Annotated in this window: 19 protein-coding genes; 2 read left to right on the plus strand and 17 right to left on the minus strand. The window is 72.3% G+C overall.

Features of this window, described 5'->3' with window-relative positions; translation table 11 throughout:
* Position 1: 1 nt before the first annotated feature.
* The 10 genes from ABZ794_RS24695 to ABZ794_RS24740 all read right to left on the minus strand — a co-directional run bounded on the left by ABZ794_RS24695 (position 2) and on the right by ABZ794_RS24740 (position 8,976).
* A complete protein-coding gene (locus tag ABZ794_RS24695) occupies positions 2–976 on the minus strand; it encodes a thiamine pyrophosphate-dependent dehydrogenase E1 component subunit alpha (RefSeq protein WP_210784838.1) in 975 nt (324 codons plus the stop codon).
* A complete protein-coding gene (locus ABZ794_RS24700; protein ID WP_210784837.1) occupies positions 973–1,764 on the minus strand; it encodes a DUF3050 domain-containing protein in 792 nt (263 codons plus the stop codon). The genes ABZ794_RS24695 and ABZ794_RS24700 overlap by 4 nt, the downstream gene beginning before the upstream one ends.
* A gap of 1 nt (position 1,765) precedes the next feature.
* A complete protein-coding gene (locus tag ABZ794_RS24705; protein WP_210784836.1) occupies positions 1,766–2,695 on the minus strand; it encodes a phytanoyl-CoA dioxygenase family protein in 930 nt (309 codons plus the stop codon).
* A complete protein-coding gene (hppD, locus tag ABZ794_RS24710; protein WP_210784835.1) occupies positions 2,692–3,783 on the minus strand; it encodes a 4-hydroxyphenylpyruvate dioxygenase in 1,092 nt (363 codons plus the stop codon). The genes ABZ794_RS24705 and hppD overlap by 4 nt, the downstream gene beginning before the upstream one ends.
* A 76-nt stretch (positions 3,784–3,859) precedes the next feature.
* Positions 3,860–5,098 (minus strand): beta-ketoacyl-[acyl-carrier-protein] synthase family protein, encoded by a 1,239-nt coding sequence (locus tag ABZ794_RS24715; protein ID WP_357517776.1) that lies wholly within the window; start codon positions 5,096–5,098, stop codon positions 3,860–3,862.
* A 22-nt stretch (positions 5,099–5,120) separates the two neighbouring features.
* A complete protein-coding gene (locus ABZ794_RS24720) occupies positions 5,121–6,737 on the minus strand; it encodes a class I adenylate-forming enzyme family protein (protein ID WP_238688868.1) in 1,617 nt (538 codons plus the stop codon).
* Positions 6,734–7,171: a beta-ketoacyl synthase chain length factor gene (locus ABZ794_RS24725; protein ID WP_238688867.1), complete on the minus strand. Its 438-nt coding sequence runs from the start codon at positions 7,169–7,171 to the stop codon at positions 6,734–6,736. The genes ABZ794_RS24720 and ABZ794_RS24725 overlap by 4 nt, the downstream gene beginning before the upstream one ends.
* Positions 7,172–7,368: 197 nt before the next feature.
* A complete protein-coding gene (locus ABZ794_RS24730) occupies positions 7,369–8,472 on the minus strand; it encodes a beta-ketoacyl synthase N-terminal-like domain-containing protein (RefSeq protein WP_357517778.1) in 1,104 nt (367 codons plus the stop codon).
* Positions 8,465–8,710, minus strand: coding sequence for an acyl carrier protein (locus tag ABZ794_RS24735; protein WP_210781760.1), 246 nt, complete (start codon positions 8,708–8,710; stop codon positions 8,465–8,467). Before ABZ794_RS24735 ends, ABZ794_RS24730 begins: the two co-directional genes overlap by 8 nt.
* Positions 8,710–8,976 (minus strand): acyl carrier protein, encoded by a 267-nt coding sequence (locus ABZ794_RS24740; RefSeq protein WP_210781759.1) that lies wholly within the window; start codon positions 8,974–8,976, stop codon positions 8,710–8,712. Before ABZ794_RS24740 ends, ABZ794_RS24735 begins: the two co-directional genes overlap by 1 nt.
* 15 nt (positions 8,977–8,991) lie before the next feature.
* Between ABZ794_RS24740 and ABZ794_RS24745 the strand changes: the two genes are divergently transcribed.
* Positions 8,992–9,678 (plus strand): 4'-phosphopantetheinyl transferase superfamily protein, encoded by a 687-nt coding sequence (locus ABZ794_RS24745; protein ID WP_238688865.1) that lies wholly within the window; start codon positions 8,992–8,994, stop codon positions 9,676–9,678.
* Here ABZ794_RS24745 and ABZ794_RS24750 read toward each other — a convergent pair.
* On the minus strand, positions 9,606–10,991 hold the full coding sequence (locus tag ABZ794_RS24750) for a class I adenylate-forming enzyme family protein (protein ID WP_210781758.1): 1,386 nt from the start codon (positions 10,989–10,991) through the stop codon (positions 9,606–9,608). The genes ABZ794_RS24745 and ABZ794_RS24750 overlap by 73 nt on opposite strands.
* 609 nt (positions 10,992–11,600) lie before the next feature.
* Here ABZ794_RS24750 and ABZ794_RS24755 point away from each other — a divergent pair.
* Positions 11,601–12,110 carry a hypothetical protein gene (locus tag ABZ794_RS24755; protein ID WP_210781757.1) on the plus strand — a complete coding sequence of 170 codons (510 nt, stop codon included), beginning with the start codon at positions 11,601–11,603 and terminating at the stop codon, positions 12,108–12,110.
* A 255-nt stretch (positions 12,111–12,365) separates the two neighbouring features.
* On the opposite strand, the gene ABZ794_RS24760 is transcribed toward ABZ794_RS24755, so the two are convergent.
* From ABZ794_RS24760 to ABZ794_RS24785, 6 genes are read right to left on the minus strand one after another with little or no spacing between them, the layout of a single operon-like run.
* Complete coding sequence (locus tag ABZ794_RS24760) at positions 12,366–12,683, minus strand: antibiotic biosynthesis monooxygenase family protein (RefSeq protein WP_210781756.1); 318 nt, start codon at positions 12,681–12,683, stop codon at positions 12,366–12,368.
* Positions 12,680–13,954: a beta-ketoacyl synthase N-terminal-like domain-containing protein gene (locus ABZ794_RS24765; RefSeq protein WP_210781755.1), complete on the minus strand. Its 1,275-nt coding sequence runs from the start codon at positions 13,952–13,954 to the stop codon at positions 12,680–12,682. Before ABZ794_RS24765 ends, ABZ794_RS24760 begins: the two co-directional genes overlap by 4 nt.
* Positions 13,951–15,225, minus strand: a complete 1,275-nt coding sequence (locus ABZ794_RS24770) for a beta-ketoacyl-[acyl-carrier-protein] synthase family protein (RefSeq protein WP_210781754.1) — start codon at positions 15,223–15,225, stop codon at positions 13,951–13,953. Before ABZ794_RS24770 ends, ABZ794_RS24765 begins: the two co-directional genes overlap by 4 nt.
* A complete protein-coding gene (locus ABZ794_RS24775; protein ID WP_112587250.1) occupies positions 15,222–15,626 on the minus strand; it encodes a cupin domain-containing protein in 405 nt (134 codons plus the stop codon). Before ABZ794_RS24775 ends, ABZ794_RS24770 begins: the two co-directional genes overlap by 4 nt.
* Positions 15,619–16,374 carry an SRPBCC family protein gene (locus tag ABZ794_RS24780; RefSeq protein ID WP_210781753.1) on the minus strand — a complete coding sequence of 252 codons (756 nt, stop codon included), beginning with the start codon at positions 16,372–16,374 and terminating at the stop codon, positions 15,619–15,621. Before ABZ794_RS24780 ends, ABZ794_RS24775 begins: the two co-directional genes overlap by 8 nt.
* Positions 16,371–17,807, minus strand: a complete 1,437-nt coding sequence (locus ABZ794_RS24785) for an acetyl-CoA carboxylase biotin carboxylase subunit (RefSeq protein ID WP_210781752.1) — start codon at positions 17,805–17,807, stop codon at positions 16,371–16,373. Before ABZ794_RS24785 ends, ABZ794_RS24780 begins: the two co-directional genes overlap by 4 nt.
* Positions 17,808–17,816 lie beyond the last annotated feature (9 nt).

Below are 17,816 nucleotides of genomic sequence, written 5' to 3' on the forward strand. Positions count from 1 at the left end.
CTCAGCCACCTCCGGTGCGGGCGGTCAGGCCGCTGGCGTACAGGTAGGTCAACGCCTCGGCCGGGTCGGGTTCCGGGCTGTCCAGGGCGAACCGCACCGCCGCGTCGAGGGTCGCCTCGACCTCGGCGTCCACGGCGGCGCGATCGGCGTCGGCGAGGCGTTCACCCTGGATGCGCACCGGGTCACGGACCCGACCACGGGTCACCTCGTCGGGTGGGCGATAGTCGTCGAGGCGTACCGCGTGTTCGAAGGTGTGGTGGACGTCGAAGCGGTAGGTCCGGGCCTCGATCAGCTCGGGGCCGCCGCCGGCGCGCATCCGGTCGACGGCGGCGCACGCGGCGACGCGTACCGTCTCGGGGTCCTGGCCGTCGACGCGCACGGCCGGGATGTCGAACGCGGCGGCCCGCCCGGCGATGCTGCCGGCCACCGCGCCGGCGACCGGCATGGTGGTGGCGTAACCGTTGTTCTCGCAGACGAACAGCACCGGCACCCGCCAGAGCGCGGCCAGGTTGAACGCCTCCAGCAGCATCCCCTCGTTGACCGCGCCGTCGCCGAAGAAGCTCACCCCGACGGTGTCGCGGCCCCGGCGGCGGTGGGCCCAGACCGCGCCCGTGATGATCGCCCCGGAGGCGCCGACGATCGCGTTGGCGCCGAGCACGCCGATACTCAGGTCGGCGGCGTGCATCGAACCGCCCCGGCCGGCGTTGAGGCCGGTGACCCGGCCGCACAACTCGGCGAGCATCCGGGCCGGGTCGGCCCCGCGGGCCAGGACGTGCCCGTGCCCCCGATGGGTGCCGGCGAGCACGTCGTCGGCGCCCAGCGCGGCGCAGACGCCGGCGGCGATCCCCTCCTGACCGAGGTACGGGTGGATGCCGCCGACGATCTGCCCGCCGTGGACCAGCTCCACCGCCCGTTCCTCGAACCGGCGGATCAGCCGGACCGTGCGGTAGAGCCGGACCGGGTCGGCGTCGGTCACGCGGGCCCCTTGATGGCGGCCAGGATGTCGTCCCAGAGCCGGGCCCTGGCGGCGAGGGCGGTGTTGACCGTGTCGGCGCACTCCTGCCACTTGGTGTCGTCGTCGCCGCACAGGTCGGCGAGCATCTGCATGGCCATCGGGGTGTGCTGCTCGCCGTCGACCTCGATGTGCCGCTCCAGGTAGTCGACGAACGTGTGCAGCCGGTTGCTGTGCTCGTTGACCGAGACGACCTGGGTGAACATGTCCGGGATCAGGTCCTCCCGGCCGAACGCGAAGGCCGCCGCCTGGCAGTGCACCGGGGTGGACTCGATGATCTGCCAGGTGGTCGCGGCGAACCTCGCCGACGCGGCCGGCACCCCGGCCTCGGCGAGCGCCTCGGTGACCGGCCGGCCGGCGCGCAGCAGGTCGATGAGCGCGTTCACCGCCGTGGTGTCCGCGCCGGCCTCGGCCATGCCCTGCACGTACAGCTCGAAGTGGCTGATGTAGCCGCCGCCCAGCTCGTCGCTCTCCTCGACCATGACGATGTCGTTGATGAGGCGGCGGCTGCCGGTCGGGCCGGTCGGGATCCACGGCACGCTGACGCAGGTCAGCTGTCGTTGCAGCGACTTCAGCAGGGACATGAAGTCCCAGACCGCGAAGACGTGGTGCCGCATGAAGGTGACCAGCGCCTCGTGGGTGTCGAGGTTGGCGTAGAGCGGGTGTTTGACCACGGCGTCGCGCCTGTCGGTCACCGCCCGCTCCAACCGCTCGATGCCCGGGTGCGTCTTACCCCAGTCGTACCGTGACATGTCAGCCTCCCTGCTGGGCGCGGTGGCGCCAGATGATCGGGCAGTAGTCCGGGTCCGCGTAGTCCGGCCGCCCGTCGTGGGTGCGGCGGACCAGCACGTCGTGGTTGTACGCGGCGAGCGTGCCGTCGGAGAGCGGATACTCCCGCCAGGCGTTGTCGCCGTCCTGCAGGTGCAGCGAGATCGCCTGTCGGGGGCGACCGCTGACGTTGGGGCCGCTGCCGTGGTAGGTGCGGCAGTGGTGGAAGCTCACGTGTCCCTTGGGGATCACCATCGGGATCTTGCGGATCTCCGCGCCGTTGTACGCGGCGTTCTCGGCCAGCATCTCCTCCAGCTGGCTGCGCTCCCGGTCGGCGAAGTGGCGCACCACCGTGTCGTCCGCGCCGATTTCCTTCCACCGGTGCGAACCGTCGACCATGGTGATGGTGCCCATCTCCTCCCCGCAGTCGTGGAAGGGGATGAACGCGGTGAGCATCTTCTCCGACGACGAGGACGCCCAGTAGTGCTTGTCGAAGTGCCAGGGCACTATGTTGCTCGGTTCGCCGGAGATCGGCGGCTTGTAGATCAGAGTGGACTGGAAGACCCGGATCTCGTCGGCCTGGGCGAGCCGGGCGGCGACCGCGCCGAGCAGCGGCTTGCGCAGGATCGCGCCGAGCCCGTCGTGTTCGTGGTGGACGTAGTCGTTGTGCCGCTGCACCGGGCCCTTCGATGGCTCCCAGTAGGCCAGCTTCGGTGGGCGTACCGGCAGCCGCCGGTCCCGCTCCCCGTCGTAGTAGCGCTGCGTGGCGGCGGCGAGGGCGTCCACCTCGTCGTCGGTGAGCACCTTTTTCGACAGGTACCAGCCGTGCTCGGCGTAGTGCCGCACGTCGTCGTCGGACGGCAGCAGCGCCCGCTCCTCGGCGGTCAACGTCGGCTCGTACTCCGTGACGGTCATGCCCCCACCCCCTGTGGTGTGGCCGCCACGGCGGCCAGTTCCCGCTCCTTGGCCTCGTAGAGCGCCTTGATGTTGCCGCTGCCGAAGCCGCGCGCGCCGCGTCGCTCGATCAGCTCCAGGAAGAGCGTGCGACGCACGTGCATCGACTCGGCGAAGATCTGCAACAGCTGGCCGTCGTGGTCGGAGTCGACGAGCACACCCAGCTCGCGCAGCCGGTGCAGTGGGGCGTCGATCCGACCGACCCGCGCCTCCAGGGCGTCGTAGTAGCTGGCGGGGGTGCCGGCGAAGCGCACCCCGCGCCGGCCCAGCGCCTCGACCGCGCCGACGATGTCGTCGGTGCGCAGCCCCAGGTGCTGCACTCCCCCACCGGCGTGCTGGTCGAGGAACGCGTCGATCTGCCCAGGCCGCCGGGTGCGGTCCGGTTCGAGCAACACCACTGTGACCCGCCCGGACGGGCTCTGCACCACCTTGGAGTTCATTCCCTGTCCGTCGACCTCGATGTGCTCCTCGAAGATCTGCGCGAAGCCGAACAGCGCCTCGAAGTGCCGGACCGTCTCGTCGAGCTGGCCGGGCGGCACGCAGACCGCCAGGTGGTCGATCTCGGCGAGCACCGGCGGATGACCGTCCGTCGTGGACGCCGCCGCGGTGATGGCGCCGGGCAGGAACTCGCCGCCCTCGCCCCGGCGCTGCACCAGCCGGTGCCGCACGTCGGCGAAACCGTCCACCTCGGCGATCACCACCTCGGCGTCCGCGCCGGTGCGAGTGGTCGGCGGCGTCACCCCGGTCGCGCCCCGGGCCACCAGCTCGGCGTACGCGGCCGGCACGTCGTCGACCTCGACCGCGACGACCCCGATGCCGTCACCGTGGCGTTGCACGTACCGAGACGCCGGATGCTCGGCGCTCAGCCCGGAGGTGAGCAGCAACCGGATGTCGCCGTGGCAGAGCAGCAGCGAGCGCTGCCCCGCCAGCCCGGTCTCCGGACCACCCTGGCCACAGATCTCGAAGCCGACGGCGGTGCTGAAGTAGAAGGCCGCCTGTCGGGCGTCCCCCACGTAGAGTTCGATGTGATCGATACCACGGATGTCCATGTCCCCTGAAACCCTTCCCACCCGATTCCCCTGCGTTGCCCCGTCCGGGCACAACCCGCCCGGAATGCCGCCTCGATCACCCCCTCGGCTCGGCGACGCGGGCCAGCAGCAGGCTCACGTTCTGGCCGCCGAACCCGAACGAGTTGGTGACCGCGTACTCCAGGTCCGCCTTGCGGGGCGTGCCACGGACGTGGTCCGCCGGGCAGGCCGGATCCGGGTCGTCGAGGTGGTACGTCGGCGGCAGCAGCCCCCGACCGAGCGCCAACGCGGTGGCCGCCGCCTCCAGCACCCCGGAGGCACCGAGCAGGTGACCGGTGAGCGCCTTGGTGGAGCTGACCGGCACACCGCCGACGCCGAAGACGTCGGCCAGCGCGGTGGCCTCCGCGATGTCACCGAGCTTCGTGCCGGTGCCGTGCGCGTTGACGTAACCGACCGCCGCCGCCGGCACACCGGCGCTGAGCAGCGCCCGGCGGATGCACGCCGCCGCGCCGGCGCCGTCCGGGCGGGGGGCGGTCGGGTGGTACGCGTCCGTCGTCGCGCCGTGCCCGGCCACCTCGGCATACCCGGCGACGCCGCGCGCCGCGGCGTGCTCGGCGCGTTCGAGCACCAGCAGCGCGGCACCCTCGGACAGGACGAACCCGCTGCGGGAGGTGTCGAACGGCCGACTCGCCCGCCCCGGGTCGGTGCCGGCGCGCGCCAACGCCCGCGCGTTGCCGAAGGTGTCGGCGAAGGTCGGGAAGAGCGGAGCCTCGCTGGCCCCACAGAGCACCACGTCGACCTCTCCGGTCGCGATGAGCCGCGCCCCGTCGGCGACCGCCTGGGCGCCGGAGGCGCAGGCCGTGCCCACCGACGAGCTGTAGCCTCGGATGCCGTGCGCGATGGCGATCCGCGCCGCCGGCATGTTCGGCAGGATCCCGGTGAGCAGGTACGGGCTGACCGCCGCCCGACCCCGGGCCGCCCGGGCCAGCACCTGCGACTCCAGGGTGGCCATCCCGCCGACCCCACCGACGATCACACCGATCCGGTCGGGGTCGACGTCGCGGCCCACCTCGATGCCGGCATCGGTGAGAGCGTCGACGGCGGCGAGCAGGGCGAGGACGACGATCCGGTCCAGCACCCGGGCCTCCGGCCCGGACGCGACGGTACGTGGGTCGATGTCGGGCAGCAGACCGGCCACGTCCAGCGACCTGCTCGCCGGGTGCCCCTCGGGCGGGCGGGTCAGCCCGGACCGGCCGGTGGTCAGCGCGTCGAAGGTTTCCTCGACACCCCGCCCGACCGGTGTGAACAGACCCATCCCCGTTATCAACGCGGTCACGCCGCCGCTCCGCTTCGCTCGCTCATGACGTGGCCTCGGTGAGGTAGCGCTCGCGCAGGACCACCTTGCGGACCTTGCCGGTCACGGTGACCGGGATGTCGGCGGAGCGCACCGGCACGACCCGGCGCAGCGTGGCGCCGACGTCCGGGCCGAGGGCGGCGCGGACCCGCTCGGTGCGGTCCTCGTCCTCGTCGGCGCCGGCGGCCAACTCCAGCAGCACGTCGGTGACGACAGCGCCGGCCTCGGCGACGATCACCACAGTGCAGTCGGTGACGTCCGGGCAGGCGGCGAGGATGCGCTCCTCGGACAGCGCGGTGTAGAAGCGCCGCCCGTCACCGGCGTCGACCGAGTCCACCGCCCGGTCCAGGTGGTAGTAGCGGCCGTCGGTGTCGGCGCGGACCAGGTCACCGGTGAGGTACCAGCCGCGCTGGCGGAAGCGGTAGGTGGTGACCGAGTCGTTCCAGTAGCCCCGGAACAGCGACGGCGAGTCGATGCCCAGGAAACCCACCTCGCCGACCGGCACCGGCTCGCCGTCGGCGTCGAGCACCGCGACCTTGGCGAACCGGTACGGGCGGCCGATGCAGCGGCCGTACCGGTCGGTGTCGGCGCGGTGGGTGATGTGGAACATCGAGTGCCCCATCTCGCTGGAGCCCAACCCGTCGATGAAGACCGAGCCGGGCACCTTCGCCACCCCGTCGCGGGTGACGGTGTCGTGCCAACCGACAGCGACCAGGCGGCGGATGTGCGGCTCGTGCGAGGCGTCGCCGGTGTTGAACCACAGCCGCACCGAGTCCAGGTCGTACCCGGACAGGTCGAAGCGGGCCAGCTCCGCCCAGGTGACCGAGAAACCGAACACCCCGTCGGGGCGCCAGCGTTGGATGGCGTCCAGCACCCGCTCGCCGCCCTGCTCGGAGAGCAGGAACATCTGCGCGCGGTTGCCCAGCGCCTGGTTGACCATCAGCACCGTGGCGGTGTGCGGTGCGGGCAGCGCGTTGAGGATCCGGGTGGTGCCCTGCGCCTGCGGCATGGTGAGCAGGTGCCGGGTGGCCGCGAAGAGGCTGGCGTGCGAGTGCAGCACCGCCTTGGGCACCCCGGTCGTTCCGGAGGTGTGGGTGATCACGATCGGGTCGTCCGGGTGGTGCCGGTAGTGCGCCGGGGCCGTGGCCGGGTCGCCCGTGCCTGCCTGCGCGGGGGTGCCGAGCAGCGGTACGCCCAGGTCGTGCCCGGCCAGCAATGCGGTGTGCGCGTCGTCGGCCAGCACACCGACGCCCCGCAGGCGGCGGATGTACTCGGCGGCGATCTCCGGGCGAAGTTTGCCGTTCATCAGCGCCGGGATCGCCCCGAGCCGGGCCAGCGCCAGGTAACTGAGCACCATGTCGGCGGCGGCGGTGGCCCAGACCGCGACCGGGTCGCGGGGGCGTACCCCCTGTTCGTGCAGCCAGGCGGCGCGGGCGGCGACCCGCTCGTCGAGCCGCCCCAGCGTCAGTGGCGTCTCGGCGGGGTGCCCGTCGACTGCGGTGTCGAAGGTCAGGCCGGGCCCGTCCGGGTCGGCGTCGTGCGCCAGCACCCGGGCCAGGACGTTGCCCGCACCCAGCTCGGTGTCGGCGGCCAGTGCGCCGCGCAGTCCTCGTGTCCTCATGGTCGTGCTCCTCCCCCCAGCAGCACCGCGACCGCCTCGGTCGGCCCGTCGGGTGCCTGTTCGATCAGGATCAGCAACACCTCGTCGGCGTCGCCGTCGTCGCGCAGCAGGTCGGCCTCGGCGACGCCGTCGGTGTACGGGTCGCCGGTCGGGCTGAGGCAGACCACCGGGCCGCGTAGGTCCCAGCGAGCCGCGAGGTGCCCGGCGACGCTGTTGGGCACGGACTGGAAGAAGAACAGCGGGCCGATCCGCCCGCCGGTCTCGACGGTGGCCCGTACGTGCTGCGCGCTGGCGAGGTCACCGCTGGCGCTGACCAGCACGATCCCCGTCCGCACCCCGGCGGGCACTCCCGCCGGCCCGTACGCCAGTCGCAGACACCGTTCCGCGACGGCCACCACCACCGGCGCGAAGTCCGAGTGCACAAACCCCGGCACCCCCGCCGCGCCGCCCCCGCCCTCCCCACCCTCAGGCCAGAAGGCCCGAGCCCTCTCCCCGCCCCTCTCCCCGCCCCTCTCCCCGCCCCTCTCCCCGGCCCTCTCCCCCGCCGATCTTGCGGTTTCGGTCGTCGTTTCGTGTGCTTGGTCGGAATCGTCGGGGCAGAAAGTGCAAGATCGCGGGGAGTGGGGGGCGGTCATCCGACGCCGACCAGGAGAGCGGTGTTGGCGCCGCCGAAGGCGGCGTTGAGGGTCAGGGCGTGGGTGGCTTCCGTCTTTTGGGGACGGTCCTTGACCACGTTCAGGGGGCAGGAGTCGTCGGGCGCCAGCCAGCCGGCGTTGACCGGCAGTACGCCGTGGCGCAGCGCGAGCACTGTGACCACCAGTTCGAGCAATCCGGACGCCTCCAGCGCGTGCCCGTGCACCGACTTGGTCGAGCTGACCGGGACCCGGGTGCCCTGCCCGCCGAGAGCCCGACGCAGGGCGGCCGCCTCGGCGGCGTCGCTCTGTGCGGTACCGGTGGCGTTGGCGTTGACATAGCCGACGGACTGCGGTGGCAGCCCGGCCCGGCGCAGCGCCGCGTCGACCGCGCGGGCCAGCCCGGTGCCACCGGGCTCCGGCTGGCAGGGATGGAACGCGTCACCGGCCCGTCCCCAACCGGCCACTGTGGCCACCGGATCGACACCGCGTCGTCGGACGGTGCTCGACTCCAGCACCACCGCGGCCACGCCGTCACCCAGCAGCAACCCGCGGCGTCCGGCGCTGAACGGGCGGACCGCCCCGTCGACCGCGAGGGCGCGGCCGGCGTCGAAGAGCGCGAACTGGTCCGACTCCACCAGGTAGCCGGCCGCGACCACCACCCGCTCGACGTCACCCCGGGTGATCCGGGCGGCGGCGTCGGCCACCGCCGTGCTCGCCGACACGCAGGCGCTGGTGTAGACCCGGGTGTGACCCGAGAGCCCACATCGAGCCGCGAGCTGAGCGGCCAGCACGGCCGGCGCCGGGCCCGAGACTGGGCCGCCATGTACGGCGAGCAGCAGGGCGCACCCGGTGCGCTGCGCGCGGTCCAGGCCGGCCGCCCGACAGGCCGCGTCGATAGCGGCGGCCAACTCGTCGGGGAGTGTGCCGACCTCGGGCAGCGTCGCCGCCACGGTGACCCGGCGGGCGGCGGTGTCGAATCGGCCCACCGGTCCGAACGCCGGCACCCCGGCCAGCACACCGGCGAGCTGCGCGTCGGCGCCCCGCCCCAGGGCGCTGACCGCGTACACACCGGTGAGCTGGGCGACGCGCGCCTCAACCATCAGCGGAGGCGGTCAGCGACGCCCGGAACACCACCAGGGCGTCGTCGACGGTGCGGATGCCGGCCAGTTCGTCGTCGGTGAGGTCGAGCCGGCATTCGTAGCGCTGCTCGACGAGGTGCACCAGCCAGGCAAGCTCCATCGAGCCGATCCGGTCGGACACCTCGGCAGCCGGTTTCGCGGTGAGTTCGGCGAGCATGGTCATCAGGTCAGCTCGCCCCAGATCGGGCTGACCGCTCATCAGGCTTTGTCGCTCGTCGCCTCGGTGACGCGACTGGCGACCATTGTGGTGAACTCGCCGACCGTCATGAGGGCCAGCTGCTCCGACTCGTCGTCGGCGAACGTCAGGCCATACCGGTCCTCGACCCGGACGGACAGGTCGGCCAGGGCGAGAGACTCCAGGTCGACGCCGGACGGGCCGAGCGTGGTGTCGTCGTCGAGCCCCTCGACGTCGTAGTTCATGTCGGCGAGCTGCTCGACGACGAAGGCACGGACCTCGGCTCTCATGGATACCCTCTCTGCGTGGCTCAGCTGACGGTGTCCGGTCGCGACACCGTCTACGTGTGGGTCGGCCGGGACACCGGCGGTCAGCCGGATCCGGCCGCTGTGCTGGTGCGGCGGGCGGGTGCTCTGCTGCTCGGTCGCGCGGACAGCGAGGTGGTGCTGACGCACGACCGCGAGGGACGGCCGGTCGTGCGGGTCGACGAGGTGGCCGGGTCGGTCGAGTTGGCGGTCAGCGTCAGCCGCACCGCCGGACTGGTGGTGATCGCGGCCCGTCGGGCCGGCGCGGTCGGTGTGGACGTGGAGCGGATCCGCCCGCTGCCGGCGCTCGCGCTGGCCCGCCGCTGGTTCCCGCCCGGCGAGCTGGCCTGGTTGGGCGATCGACCCGAGGCCGGCCGGACGGTGGACTTCCTGCGGCTGTGGACCGCGAAGGAGGCGGTCGGCAAGGCGCTCGGGCGGGGGTTGCGTGACGGCGGGCTGCACCGGCTGATGCCGCCGCCGGGGCTGCCGTTGCGGCCGGTGCCCGGCGTCGAGCACCTGCGGGTCGGTCACCCGCGGCTGGGCGAGGGCCTCGTCCTGGCGGTCGCCGCGCGGGCGAGCGCGCAGGTCGACGTCGAGGTGGTGCAGCGGCCCGGTCATCGGGTGACCGCCGAGCGCAGCGCGTCGGTCGAGCGGACCAGCTTGCCGGTGGTGGTACGGGGCAACTGATCGAGCAGGTGCAATGCCCGGGGCCGTTTGTAGCCGGCCAACCGCTCGGCGAGCAGCTTGTCCAGCGTCTCCTCCGACAGCGGGCCGTCGGGTTGGACGTACGCGGTGATGCCGTCGTCCCAGACCACCACGGCGGCGGCCACCCCGGTCAGCTCGGCGACGGTGGCCTCCACCTCGGTCAGGTCGACCTTCATCCCGCCGACGGAGACCTGCGAGTCGAGTCGACCGCGCACCGTGACCAGGCCGGTGTCCTCATCGACGGTGCCGGCGTCGCGGGTGTGCAGCCAGCCGTCGGACCAGCGGGTCGGGTCGCTCAGGCCGACGTACGGCGACGCCGGGCAGGACACCCACAGCTCACCGCCGGACTCGCGGACCTCGATTCCGGGCACGGGGGAGATCGACGGTCGGTGCGACCCGTACAGGTCGGTGCCGATCACCCCGACCTCGGTCATCCCGTACATGTTGCCCAGCGGCACCCCGTACCGGTCGGTGAACGCCCGCGCGACGGCGGCCGGGACCAGCTCACCCCCGGTGGTCATCCGCCGCAACTGCGGCAGTGGACCGGTCGGGCGGGTGGAGGCGAGCAGTCCGATGTGGAACGGCACACCGAGGACGGTGGCCGGTGTGCTGCCGGCGCTGATCGCGGCCAGCACGGCGTCGCCGCTGAGCCGCTCCGGCGGCACCAGCTCCACCCCGGCGTGCAGCCCGTAGAGCAGGCCACCGACCAGGCCGAGCACGTGCACCATCGAGGGCAGCAGGATGATCCGCTCGCCGGGCAGCGCCACCCCGTCGATCCGGGTGTAGCGGTGCACCTCGGCGACCAGGTCGGCGGCGGTGCGGCCGATCACCTTGGACGGGCCGGTGGAGCCGGAGCTGAGCTGGATCACGGCGTGGCCGCTGACCGCGGGACGGTCGGCGTACCGGGTGACGCCCTCGGTGACGTCGACGAAGATCTTCAGCGCGCCGCCACCGGTGCGCACCGGAGCGACCACGACCTGCGGGGTCAACCGGGCCAGCGCCAGGTCCACCTCGTGGTCGGTGAGTCGGTGGTCGAGCAGGATCGCCTGCCCCCCGCAGCGCCAGGTGGCCAGCAGGTTCACCACGTACGCCAGCGACGGCGGCAGCCGCAGCGCCGCGGCACCACCGGGGCGCAGTCCGGCGGCGGTCAACCGGTCCTGCGCGGCGGTGACCAACCGGTGCAGGGTGGCCCGGTCGACGGGCTCGGGCAGACGGAGACAAACGTCGGTCGGGTGGCCGGCGAAGAGGACTTCGTCCACCCAGCCGGGGTCGGTCGCCGTAGGATCTTCTGCCATCGCTGCCGTTCACCGCCCAGCATGAAAGAGGGCGAATCCGCCCATCACGTACGCCTGTCGGGGTGCTGCGGGGAACCATACGACGCCCGCAGGACCATTGCTAGATGCGAATGGATGGATCAAAAGCAGCGGCCAGCCGGATTGCCCACAGCCCGTTCGGCGGACAGGATCGGGCGGGCGACTTGGCAGAGCGTCACCGAGACATGACCCCTCGTACAACCGTCGCGCGGTGCCAGCCGGACGGCCGATGGCGTCGCCGTTGTCGGCCGAGCCCGACGACTCTCGGGCGCTAGTGCGTTGTCCATGAACGTTCACCGGGCCTGAGCGGTCAGGCGGCCTTGAGCCGTGGCCGGCCCGTCCGCAGCGGACGCCAGCACCATTGGGGCCGATCCCGCACCAGGGCCGCCTGACGCTCAAACGTGCCGGGCGGCGTGTGCCGTCCGTTTGCGCTCCCGGGGGTAACGGGGTTCTCGTCGGCAGACGCGAACGCGCGTTCGGGACCGTTCGGGCCCGTTCGGAATCGTTCGGAATCGTTGCCGGGATGACCGCCCCTACCGATGATGAGTGAGTTCGCGACGAGTTAGCGCAAACGATGAGGCGGAGGTGCACGTGAAGAGAGCATTTGCCATTACGGCGGTAGTCCTCGCCATTCTGCTGGGCGGACAGGGTCCCGCCCTGGCCGCAGATTTCGCGAAGTCGTTCGAGGACGACATCTCTACCTTCACCTACGAGTCAGGCGGCGAGTCCTGTTCGGAGAGCTGGGCGCTCGTTCCGAGCGTCGGATGGGTCATGACCGCCAAGGGCTGCTTCACCAGGTACGGCGACGTCTGGCGTATCCAGGACAGCTTCGCCGATGGAAGCCAAACCTTCATCTACTGGGAGAACTGGCTCAAGGACGGCTCCACGTGGCGGCCATATCGTCACGGCGAGTGCAACAACAATTTGAGCTCCCCGAGCTGGGGCAGGTGCAACAAGGACTATTACGAGTCCGCCAGCAACAATAACTACGGCGACAAGGGCAGCCGAATTCGCTTTCAGACCTGTCGTCGATCCCCCGGTGACAACATATGCACCCCCTCCACCATCGAGGAAGCACCCTGGATCCAGAACAACAGCTGATCGCTGAGGTAGCAGCGAGTGCCGTACCGCGTGGCCAGACGGAGCGGTCGTGCCCCGAGCATGATCGAGCGTCGCCATGCGGTACGGCGTTCGCTGACGATTCTCACCACCTCATCCGTACGCACGCCTCACCGACCCTGCGGATGCAGGGCCACCGCGGCGATCTTGCACTTTCGGTGGTTTAAATGCGTTAAATGCCCCCCCCATGTCGCGACAGTAAGAGCAAGATCGCGGAAAGCGGGGCGAGCGCGGACCTCAGGCCAGGGCCGGGGTCTGGGCGTGGATGTGGAAGCGCAGCGAACGGGCGTCGGTGAAGCACTCCCGCATCGGGCGCACCAACTCCCGGTGCTCCGGGCTGTGCTCCCAGTCCTCGAAGTCGGCCAGGCTCGCCCACTCACTGGTGATCAACCATTGCTCCGGATCGGTCGACGACCGGCACACCTGGTCGACCAGGTGCCCCGGCACGCCGCCGGCGACCAGGTGCCGCACCTTCTCGTACGCGGCGAGGAACTGCTCGGTGCGCGGCACCGGCACCCGTACCAGAAAGACCACCCGGGCCCGTTTGTCGCTCATGACGCCTCTCCTATCGTCGGCGCGGCCCCGCGCAGGACCAGCGCGCTGTTGAACCCGTCGAAGCCTCGTGCGCAGATCAGGGCGAGACGGCTTCGCGGTCGGCGGTGCTCGCGCAGGAAGTCCAGCTCGCAGCCCTCGGCCACCTCGTCCGGTCCCGCCGACGCGGGCAACGTGTCGTGGGCGAAGGCGAGCAACGCGGTGGCCACGTCCAACGCCGAGCCGCCCTGGTACGCCCGACCGGTCAGCGGTTTCTGCGTGGTAACCGGGGGCGGCCGGTCGGCGAACACGGCCCGTAGCGCCTCGGCCTCGCTGCGGTCGTAGCGGGGCACGCCGAGAGCGTCCGGCAGCACCACGTCGATTCCTGCGGCGGCGACGCCCGCCCGGTCCAGGGCCAGCCGCATCGCCCGCGCGTACTGGGCCGGGTCGCCGCTGCTCTCCGCCGTGGTGTGCGCGGCGTCGTGGGTGGAGCCCCACCCGCTCACCTCGCCGTAGACCCGGGCACCCCGCGCCAGGGCGTGCCCCAACTCCTCCACCACGAACACCGCTCCACCCTCGGCCGGCAGGTAACCGCTGGCCGTGGCGTCGAACGGCCGGTACGCCCGCTCCGGGTCGGCCACGTCACTGAGCAGCCCCGAGCGCAGCTGGCAGGCCAGCGCGTACGGGCTCAACGGGCACTCGGTGGCCCCGGCGATCACGACCGGGGTGCCCCGGCGCACCGCGCGGGCGGCGTGCGCCAAACTGTCCAGCCCGCCGGCCGACTCCGCGACCAGCACCCCGCTCGGGCCCTTGAACTGGTGGTGGATGGAGAGCTGCCCGACGCTGGCCGCGTAGAACCAGGCGATCGACTGGTACGCCCCGACCGTCCGCGACGTGCCGCCCCACAGCCGTTGCAGTTCCCGCTGGCCGAACAGGTTTCCCCCGGACGAGCTGGCCAGGGTCACCGCGTATCCGTACGGGTCGGGGGCCCGGTCGGGCAGACCGGCGTCGGCCAGCGCCAGCCGGGTGGCGGCGAAGCCGAGGTGCGTCCAGCGGTCGGTCTGCACCAACTGGCGACTGTCGGCGTAGGAGTCGGCGGTGAAGCCGGGCACCTCCCCGCCGAAGCGGGTCGGATAGCCGGCCGGGTCGAACAACGTGATCGGCCCGGTCCGGCGGGTGCCGGCGAGGACCGTGCGCCAGTGCGCGTCCGCGCCGATGCCGCTCGGTGCGACCACCCCGATGCCGGTCACCACCGCCCGGGCCGTCGCGCCGCCACTGTGCGACGGGGCGCTCACGCCGCCACCGCGCCGAGCATCCGACGGAAGACCATCGCCGACTGGAACCCGCCGAACCCGCTGCCGACCGAGAGGGCCACGTCCACCGGGACCTCCCGTGCCTCATTGGGTACGTAGTCCAGGTCGCACTCCGGGTCCCTGGTGCTCCAGTTCGCCGTCGGTGGCACCACACCGAACTCGATGGCGAGGGCGCACGCCGCCATCTCGATCGACCCGATCGCGCCGAGCGAATGCCCGACCATCGACTTGATCGAGCTGATCGGTATCCCGTACGCGGCCTGGCCCAGCGCCCGCTTGAACGCGGCCGTCTCGTGCCGGTCGTTCTGCCGGGTGCCCGAGCCGTGCGCGCTGATGTAGGAGACCTGCTCGGGCAGGATCCGGCCCTGCCGGAGCGCGTCGGTGACGGCGAGGCCCATCTCCAGCCCGTCCGGCCGCAGCCCGGTCATGTGGAAGCCGTTGCTGCGGCTGGCGTAGCCGGCAACCTCGCAGTAGATGTGCGCTCCCCGCCGCCGGGCGTGTCCGGCCTCCTCCAGCACCAGCACCGCCCCGCCCTCGGCCAGCACGAACCCGTGCCGGTCGGCGTCGAACGGGCGGGAGGCGTGCTCCGGGTCGTCGTTGTCCGGGCTGGTCGCCTTGATCGCGTCGAACGAGGCGACAGTGACCGGCGAGATCGGCGAGTCGGACGCGCCGGCCAGCATCACGTCCGCCTCACCGTCCACGATCATCTGGTGGGCGTACCCGATGGCGTCGATGCCGGAGGTGCAGCCGGTGGACACCACCTGGGCCGGGCCGTGCAGCCCGTGCCGGCAGGCCACGTCCGCCGCGAGGCTGCTGGGCACCAGCGCCTGATAGAGGTACGGGCCACCGCGGTTCCCGTCCACCAGCCACCGTCGGCCGTGCTCGCTCACTGTGACGTACTCCTGCTCCAACGCCATCGTGCCGCCCACCGCCGTGCCCAGCACCACCCCGGCCCGGTCCCGTTCCGCGTCGGTGAGCACCAACTGGGCGTCGGCCACCGCCTCCGCGGAGCAGGCCAGCGCGAACTGCACGTACCGGTCGGCCCGGCGTCGCTCGGCCTCGCTGAGCCCCGCCGCGACCGGGTCGAAGTCGCACTCCGCCGCGATCTGCGACCGGAACGCCGACGGGTCGAAGAAACTGATCCGCCGGGTGGCGGTCCGCCCCTCGGTGATGGTCTTCCAGAAGCGGTCCCGGCTGGCGCCGCCCGGGGCGACCACCCCGATCCCGGTCACCACCGTGCGGCGCCCGGTCATGACCCGCCCCGCTGTTCGACCAGCTCGGTGTCGACGTGGCCCAGTTCGGGCCGGGGGGCGAGCGGGCCCAGGTGGAAGACCACCTCGGCCGGTTCGACGCCGGTGTTGCGCAGCCGGTGCCGCACGTTCACCGGTACGAACAGCCCCTCACCGGCGGCCAGCAGCGTCGGCTGGTCGTCCAGGTCGACGGTGATCGCGCCCCGCACCAGGTACAGGAACTCCTCGCTGTACGGGTGGTAGTGCTCGGCGATCCGCTCCCCCGGCTCGAGCGTTGCCACCCCGAGGAAACCCGAGGTGCTGCCGACGGTGCGGGGGCCGAGCAGCACCCGCAGCTCACCGCCGCGCCGGCGGTCGGCGGGTACGTCCCGGGCGGCGATCGGGCGGGTGCTCAGGTCACTCATCGTCGGCTCCGGTCGGTGCGTCGCTGGCGGTCGGGCTGCCCTGGTCGGCACGCTGCCAGGCGATCCGCTCCACCCGGTCCTTGATCACCGCGAGTTGGATCACGCTGTTGGTGTTGATCCGCTCGGTCATCGCGGCGTTGTCGACCGGCGCGGTCGGCTTCATCGCGAAGTCCTGCGTCCAGGTCATCCGGGTGCCACCGGCCTCCTCGGTGTAGCGCCAGTGGATGCGCATGTGCTCGAACGGCCCGGTCTCCACCCGGTGCGCCCGGACCTGCCTGCTCACCGGGTCGGCGGTGCGCTCGCTGACCCAGCTCCAGGACACCCCGTTCTCGTCGGGGTACATGGTGAGGCGGAACCGCACCGTGTGCCCCTCGCGGTGCAGGATCTCCACCACTGCGTACTCGGTGAACAGCTCGGTCCAGTTCGCCACGTCGTTGGTGACCTCCCAGACCAGCCCCAGCGGCGCGTCGATGACCACGCTGTTCTCGGTGTGCCCGGGTGGGTCGGCGCGGCGGGCGACCAGGTCGGCCACCGCCGGGATGCTCAACTGCCCGGCCTGCTCGGGGATGGCCACCTGCCAGCGGTCGGCGACGACAGCCGACAGTTCCAGCAGGGCGAGCGAGTCCATGCCCAGCTCCTCCAGCGACGCGGCGGGCGCCCGGGCCGCGGCGTCGGCGTCCAGCCCGCAGTGCGCCACCAGGATGTCGGTGATCTCGGCGGTCATCGGGCGACCATGGGTGACGGTCATCGGGTCCTCCTGTGGGTTGCGTCGGGATCTGCGGCGGGCGCGGTGCGCGGTGCGGGAGTGGCCGTCGGCCCCGGCGCGGGCGCGGGCGCGGCGAGCAGGCGGTCGACCAGGCCGGTGGTGTAGCGGCCCTTGCGGAATGCGGCGTCGTCGAGCACCCGGCGGACGAACGGGATGGTGGTGCGCACGCCCGGACCGGCGATGTCGAACTCGTCCAGGGCACGTTCCAGCCGGTTGAGGGCCAACTCCCGGTCGGGCGCCCAGACGATCACCTTGGCGAGCAGCGAGTCGTACCAGGGGCCGACCAGGTAACCGGCGCTGGCGTGGGTGTCCACCCGGGTGAACGGGCCGCCGGGTGGGGTGAACCGCTCCAACCGGCCGGGGGTGGGGGCGAAGCCGCGCGCGGGGTCCTCGGTGTTGACCCGGCACTCCACAGCGACGCCGTGCAGACGGATCTCCTCCTGCCGCCACCGCAGCGGCACCCCGGCGGCGATGTGAAGTTGCTCGTGCACCAGGTCGATGCCGGTGACCATCTCGGTCACCGGATGCTCCACCTGGATCCGGCAGTTGATCTCCAGGAAGTGGAACTTCTCCTCGGCGTCGACCAGGAACTCCAGCGTGCCGGCGCCGACGAAACCGACCTGGAGCGCACCCCGCAGGGCGGTCTCGGCGATGGTGTCGAGAACGGCGGCGGGCAGCGCCGGGGCGGGCGCCTCCTCGACCAGTTTCTGGTGCCGGCGCTGCACCGAGCAGTCCCGGGTGCCCAGGTGGATCCCGTTGCCGTGGGCGTCGCAGAGCACCTGCACCTCGACATGGCGCGCCTCGGTGAGGTACCGCTCGACGTACACCCGGTCGTCGCCGAAGGCGGCCTGCGCGGCGGCCCGGGTCCGGGTGTACGCGCGGCGCAGCTCGCCCGGGGTGTGCACCACTGTCATCCCCCGGCCCCCGCCACCGGCGGCGGCCTTCACGATCACCGGATAGCCGACGGCGTCGGCCACCTCGGCCGCCGCGGCGGCGGTCGGCACCGGCGCGACACTGCCCGGCGACAGCGGCAGGCCGGCACGGCTCATCAGTGCCCGGGCCGAGGACTTGTCGGCCAGCGCGGCCATCACCGCCGGTGGCGGGCCGATGAACGTCAGCCCGTTGTCGGCGCAGATCTCGGCGAAGTCGGCGTCCTCGGAGAGGAAGCCGTAGCCGGGGTGCACGGCCTGCGCCCCCACCTGTCGGGCCGCCTCCACGATGGCCGCGGCGTTGAGGTAGCTGCGCCGACTCGACGCCGGTCCGATTCGGACGGCCTGGTCGGCGAGGCGGACCACCGCCGAGTCGGCGTCGGCGGCGGAGTAGACCACCGCCGTTCGCACGCCGAGCTCCTTGCAGGCGCGCAGCACCCGCAGCGCGATCTCGCCCCGGTTGGCGATCAGCACGGTCTCGAACATGGTCAACCA

This window comes from Micromonospora sp. NPDC047187, assembly GCF_040643355.1.
GTDB lineage: Bacteria > Actinomycetota > Actinomycetes > Mycobacteriales > Micromonosporaceae > Micromonospora > Micromonospora salmantinae.

Excerpts from the sequence above, each read along its gene's own strand:
- ABZ794_RS24770 (WP_210781754.1), bottom strand. The coding sequence starts at position 15,225 with ATGACCGGGCGCCGCACGGTGGTGACCGGGATCGGGGTGGTCGCCCCG.
- ABZ794_RS24750 (WP_210781758.1), bottom strand. The coding sequence starts at position 10,991 with ATGGCAGAAGATCCTACGGCGACCGACCCCGGCTGGGTGGACGAAGTC.
- ABZ794_RS24775 (WP_112587250.1), bottom strand. The coding sequence starts at position 15,626 with ATGAGTGACCTGAGCACCCGCCCGATCGCCGCCCGGGACGTACCCGCC.
- ABZ794_RS24735 (WP_210781760.1), bottom strand. The coding sequence starts at position 8,710 with ATGAGCGGTCAGCCCGATCTGGGGCGAGCTGACCTGATGACCATGCTC.
- ABZ794_RS24730 (WP_357517778.1), bottom strand. The coding sequence starts at position 8,472 with ATGGTTGAGGCGCGCGTCGCCCAGCTCACCGGTGTGTACGCGGTCAGC.
- ABZ794_RS24700 (WP_210784837.1), bottom strand. The coding sequence starts at position 1,764 with ATGTCACGGTACGACTGGGGTAAGACGCACCCGGGCATCGAGCGGTTG.
- ABZ794_RS24785 (WP_210781752.1), bottom strand. The coding sequence starts at position 17,807 with ATGTTCGAGACCGTGCTGATCGCCAACCGGGGCGAGATCGCGCTGCGG.
- ABZ794_RS24780 (WP_210781753.1), bottom strand. The coding sequence starts at position 16,374 with ATGACCGTCACCCATGGTCGCCCGATGACCGCCGAGATCACCGACATC.
- ABZ794_RS24760 (WP_210781756.1), bottom strand. The coding sequence starts at position 12,683 with ATGAGCGACAAACGGGCCCGGGTGGTCTTTCTGGTACGGGTGCCGGTG.
- ABZ794_RS24705 (WP_210784836.1), bottom strand. The coding sequence starts at position 2,695 with ATGACCGTCACGGAGTACGAGCCGACGTTGACCGCCGAGGAGCGGGCG.
- ABZ794_RS24740 (WP_210781759.1), bottom strand. The coding sequence starts at position 8,976 with ATGAGAGCCGAGGTCCGTGCCTTCGTCGTCGAGCAGCTCGCCGACATG.
- hppD (WP_210784835.1), bottom strand. The coding sequence starts at position 3,783 with ATGGACATCCGTGGTATCGATCACATCGAACTCTACGTGGGGGACGCC.
- ABZ794_RS24720 (WP_238688868.1), bottom strand. The coding sequence starts at position 6,737 with ATGAGGACACGAGGACTGCGCGGCGCACTGGCCGCCGACACCGAGCTG.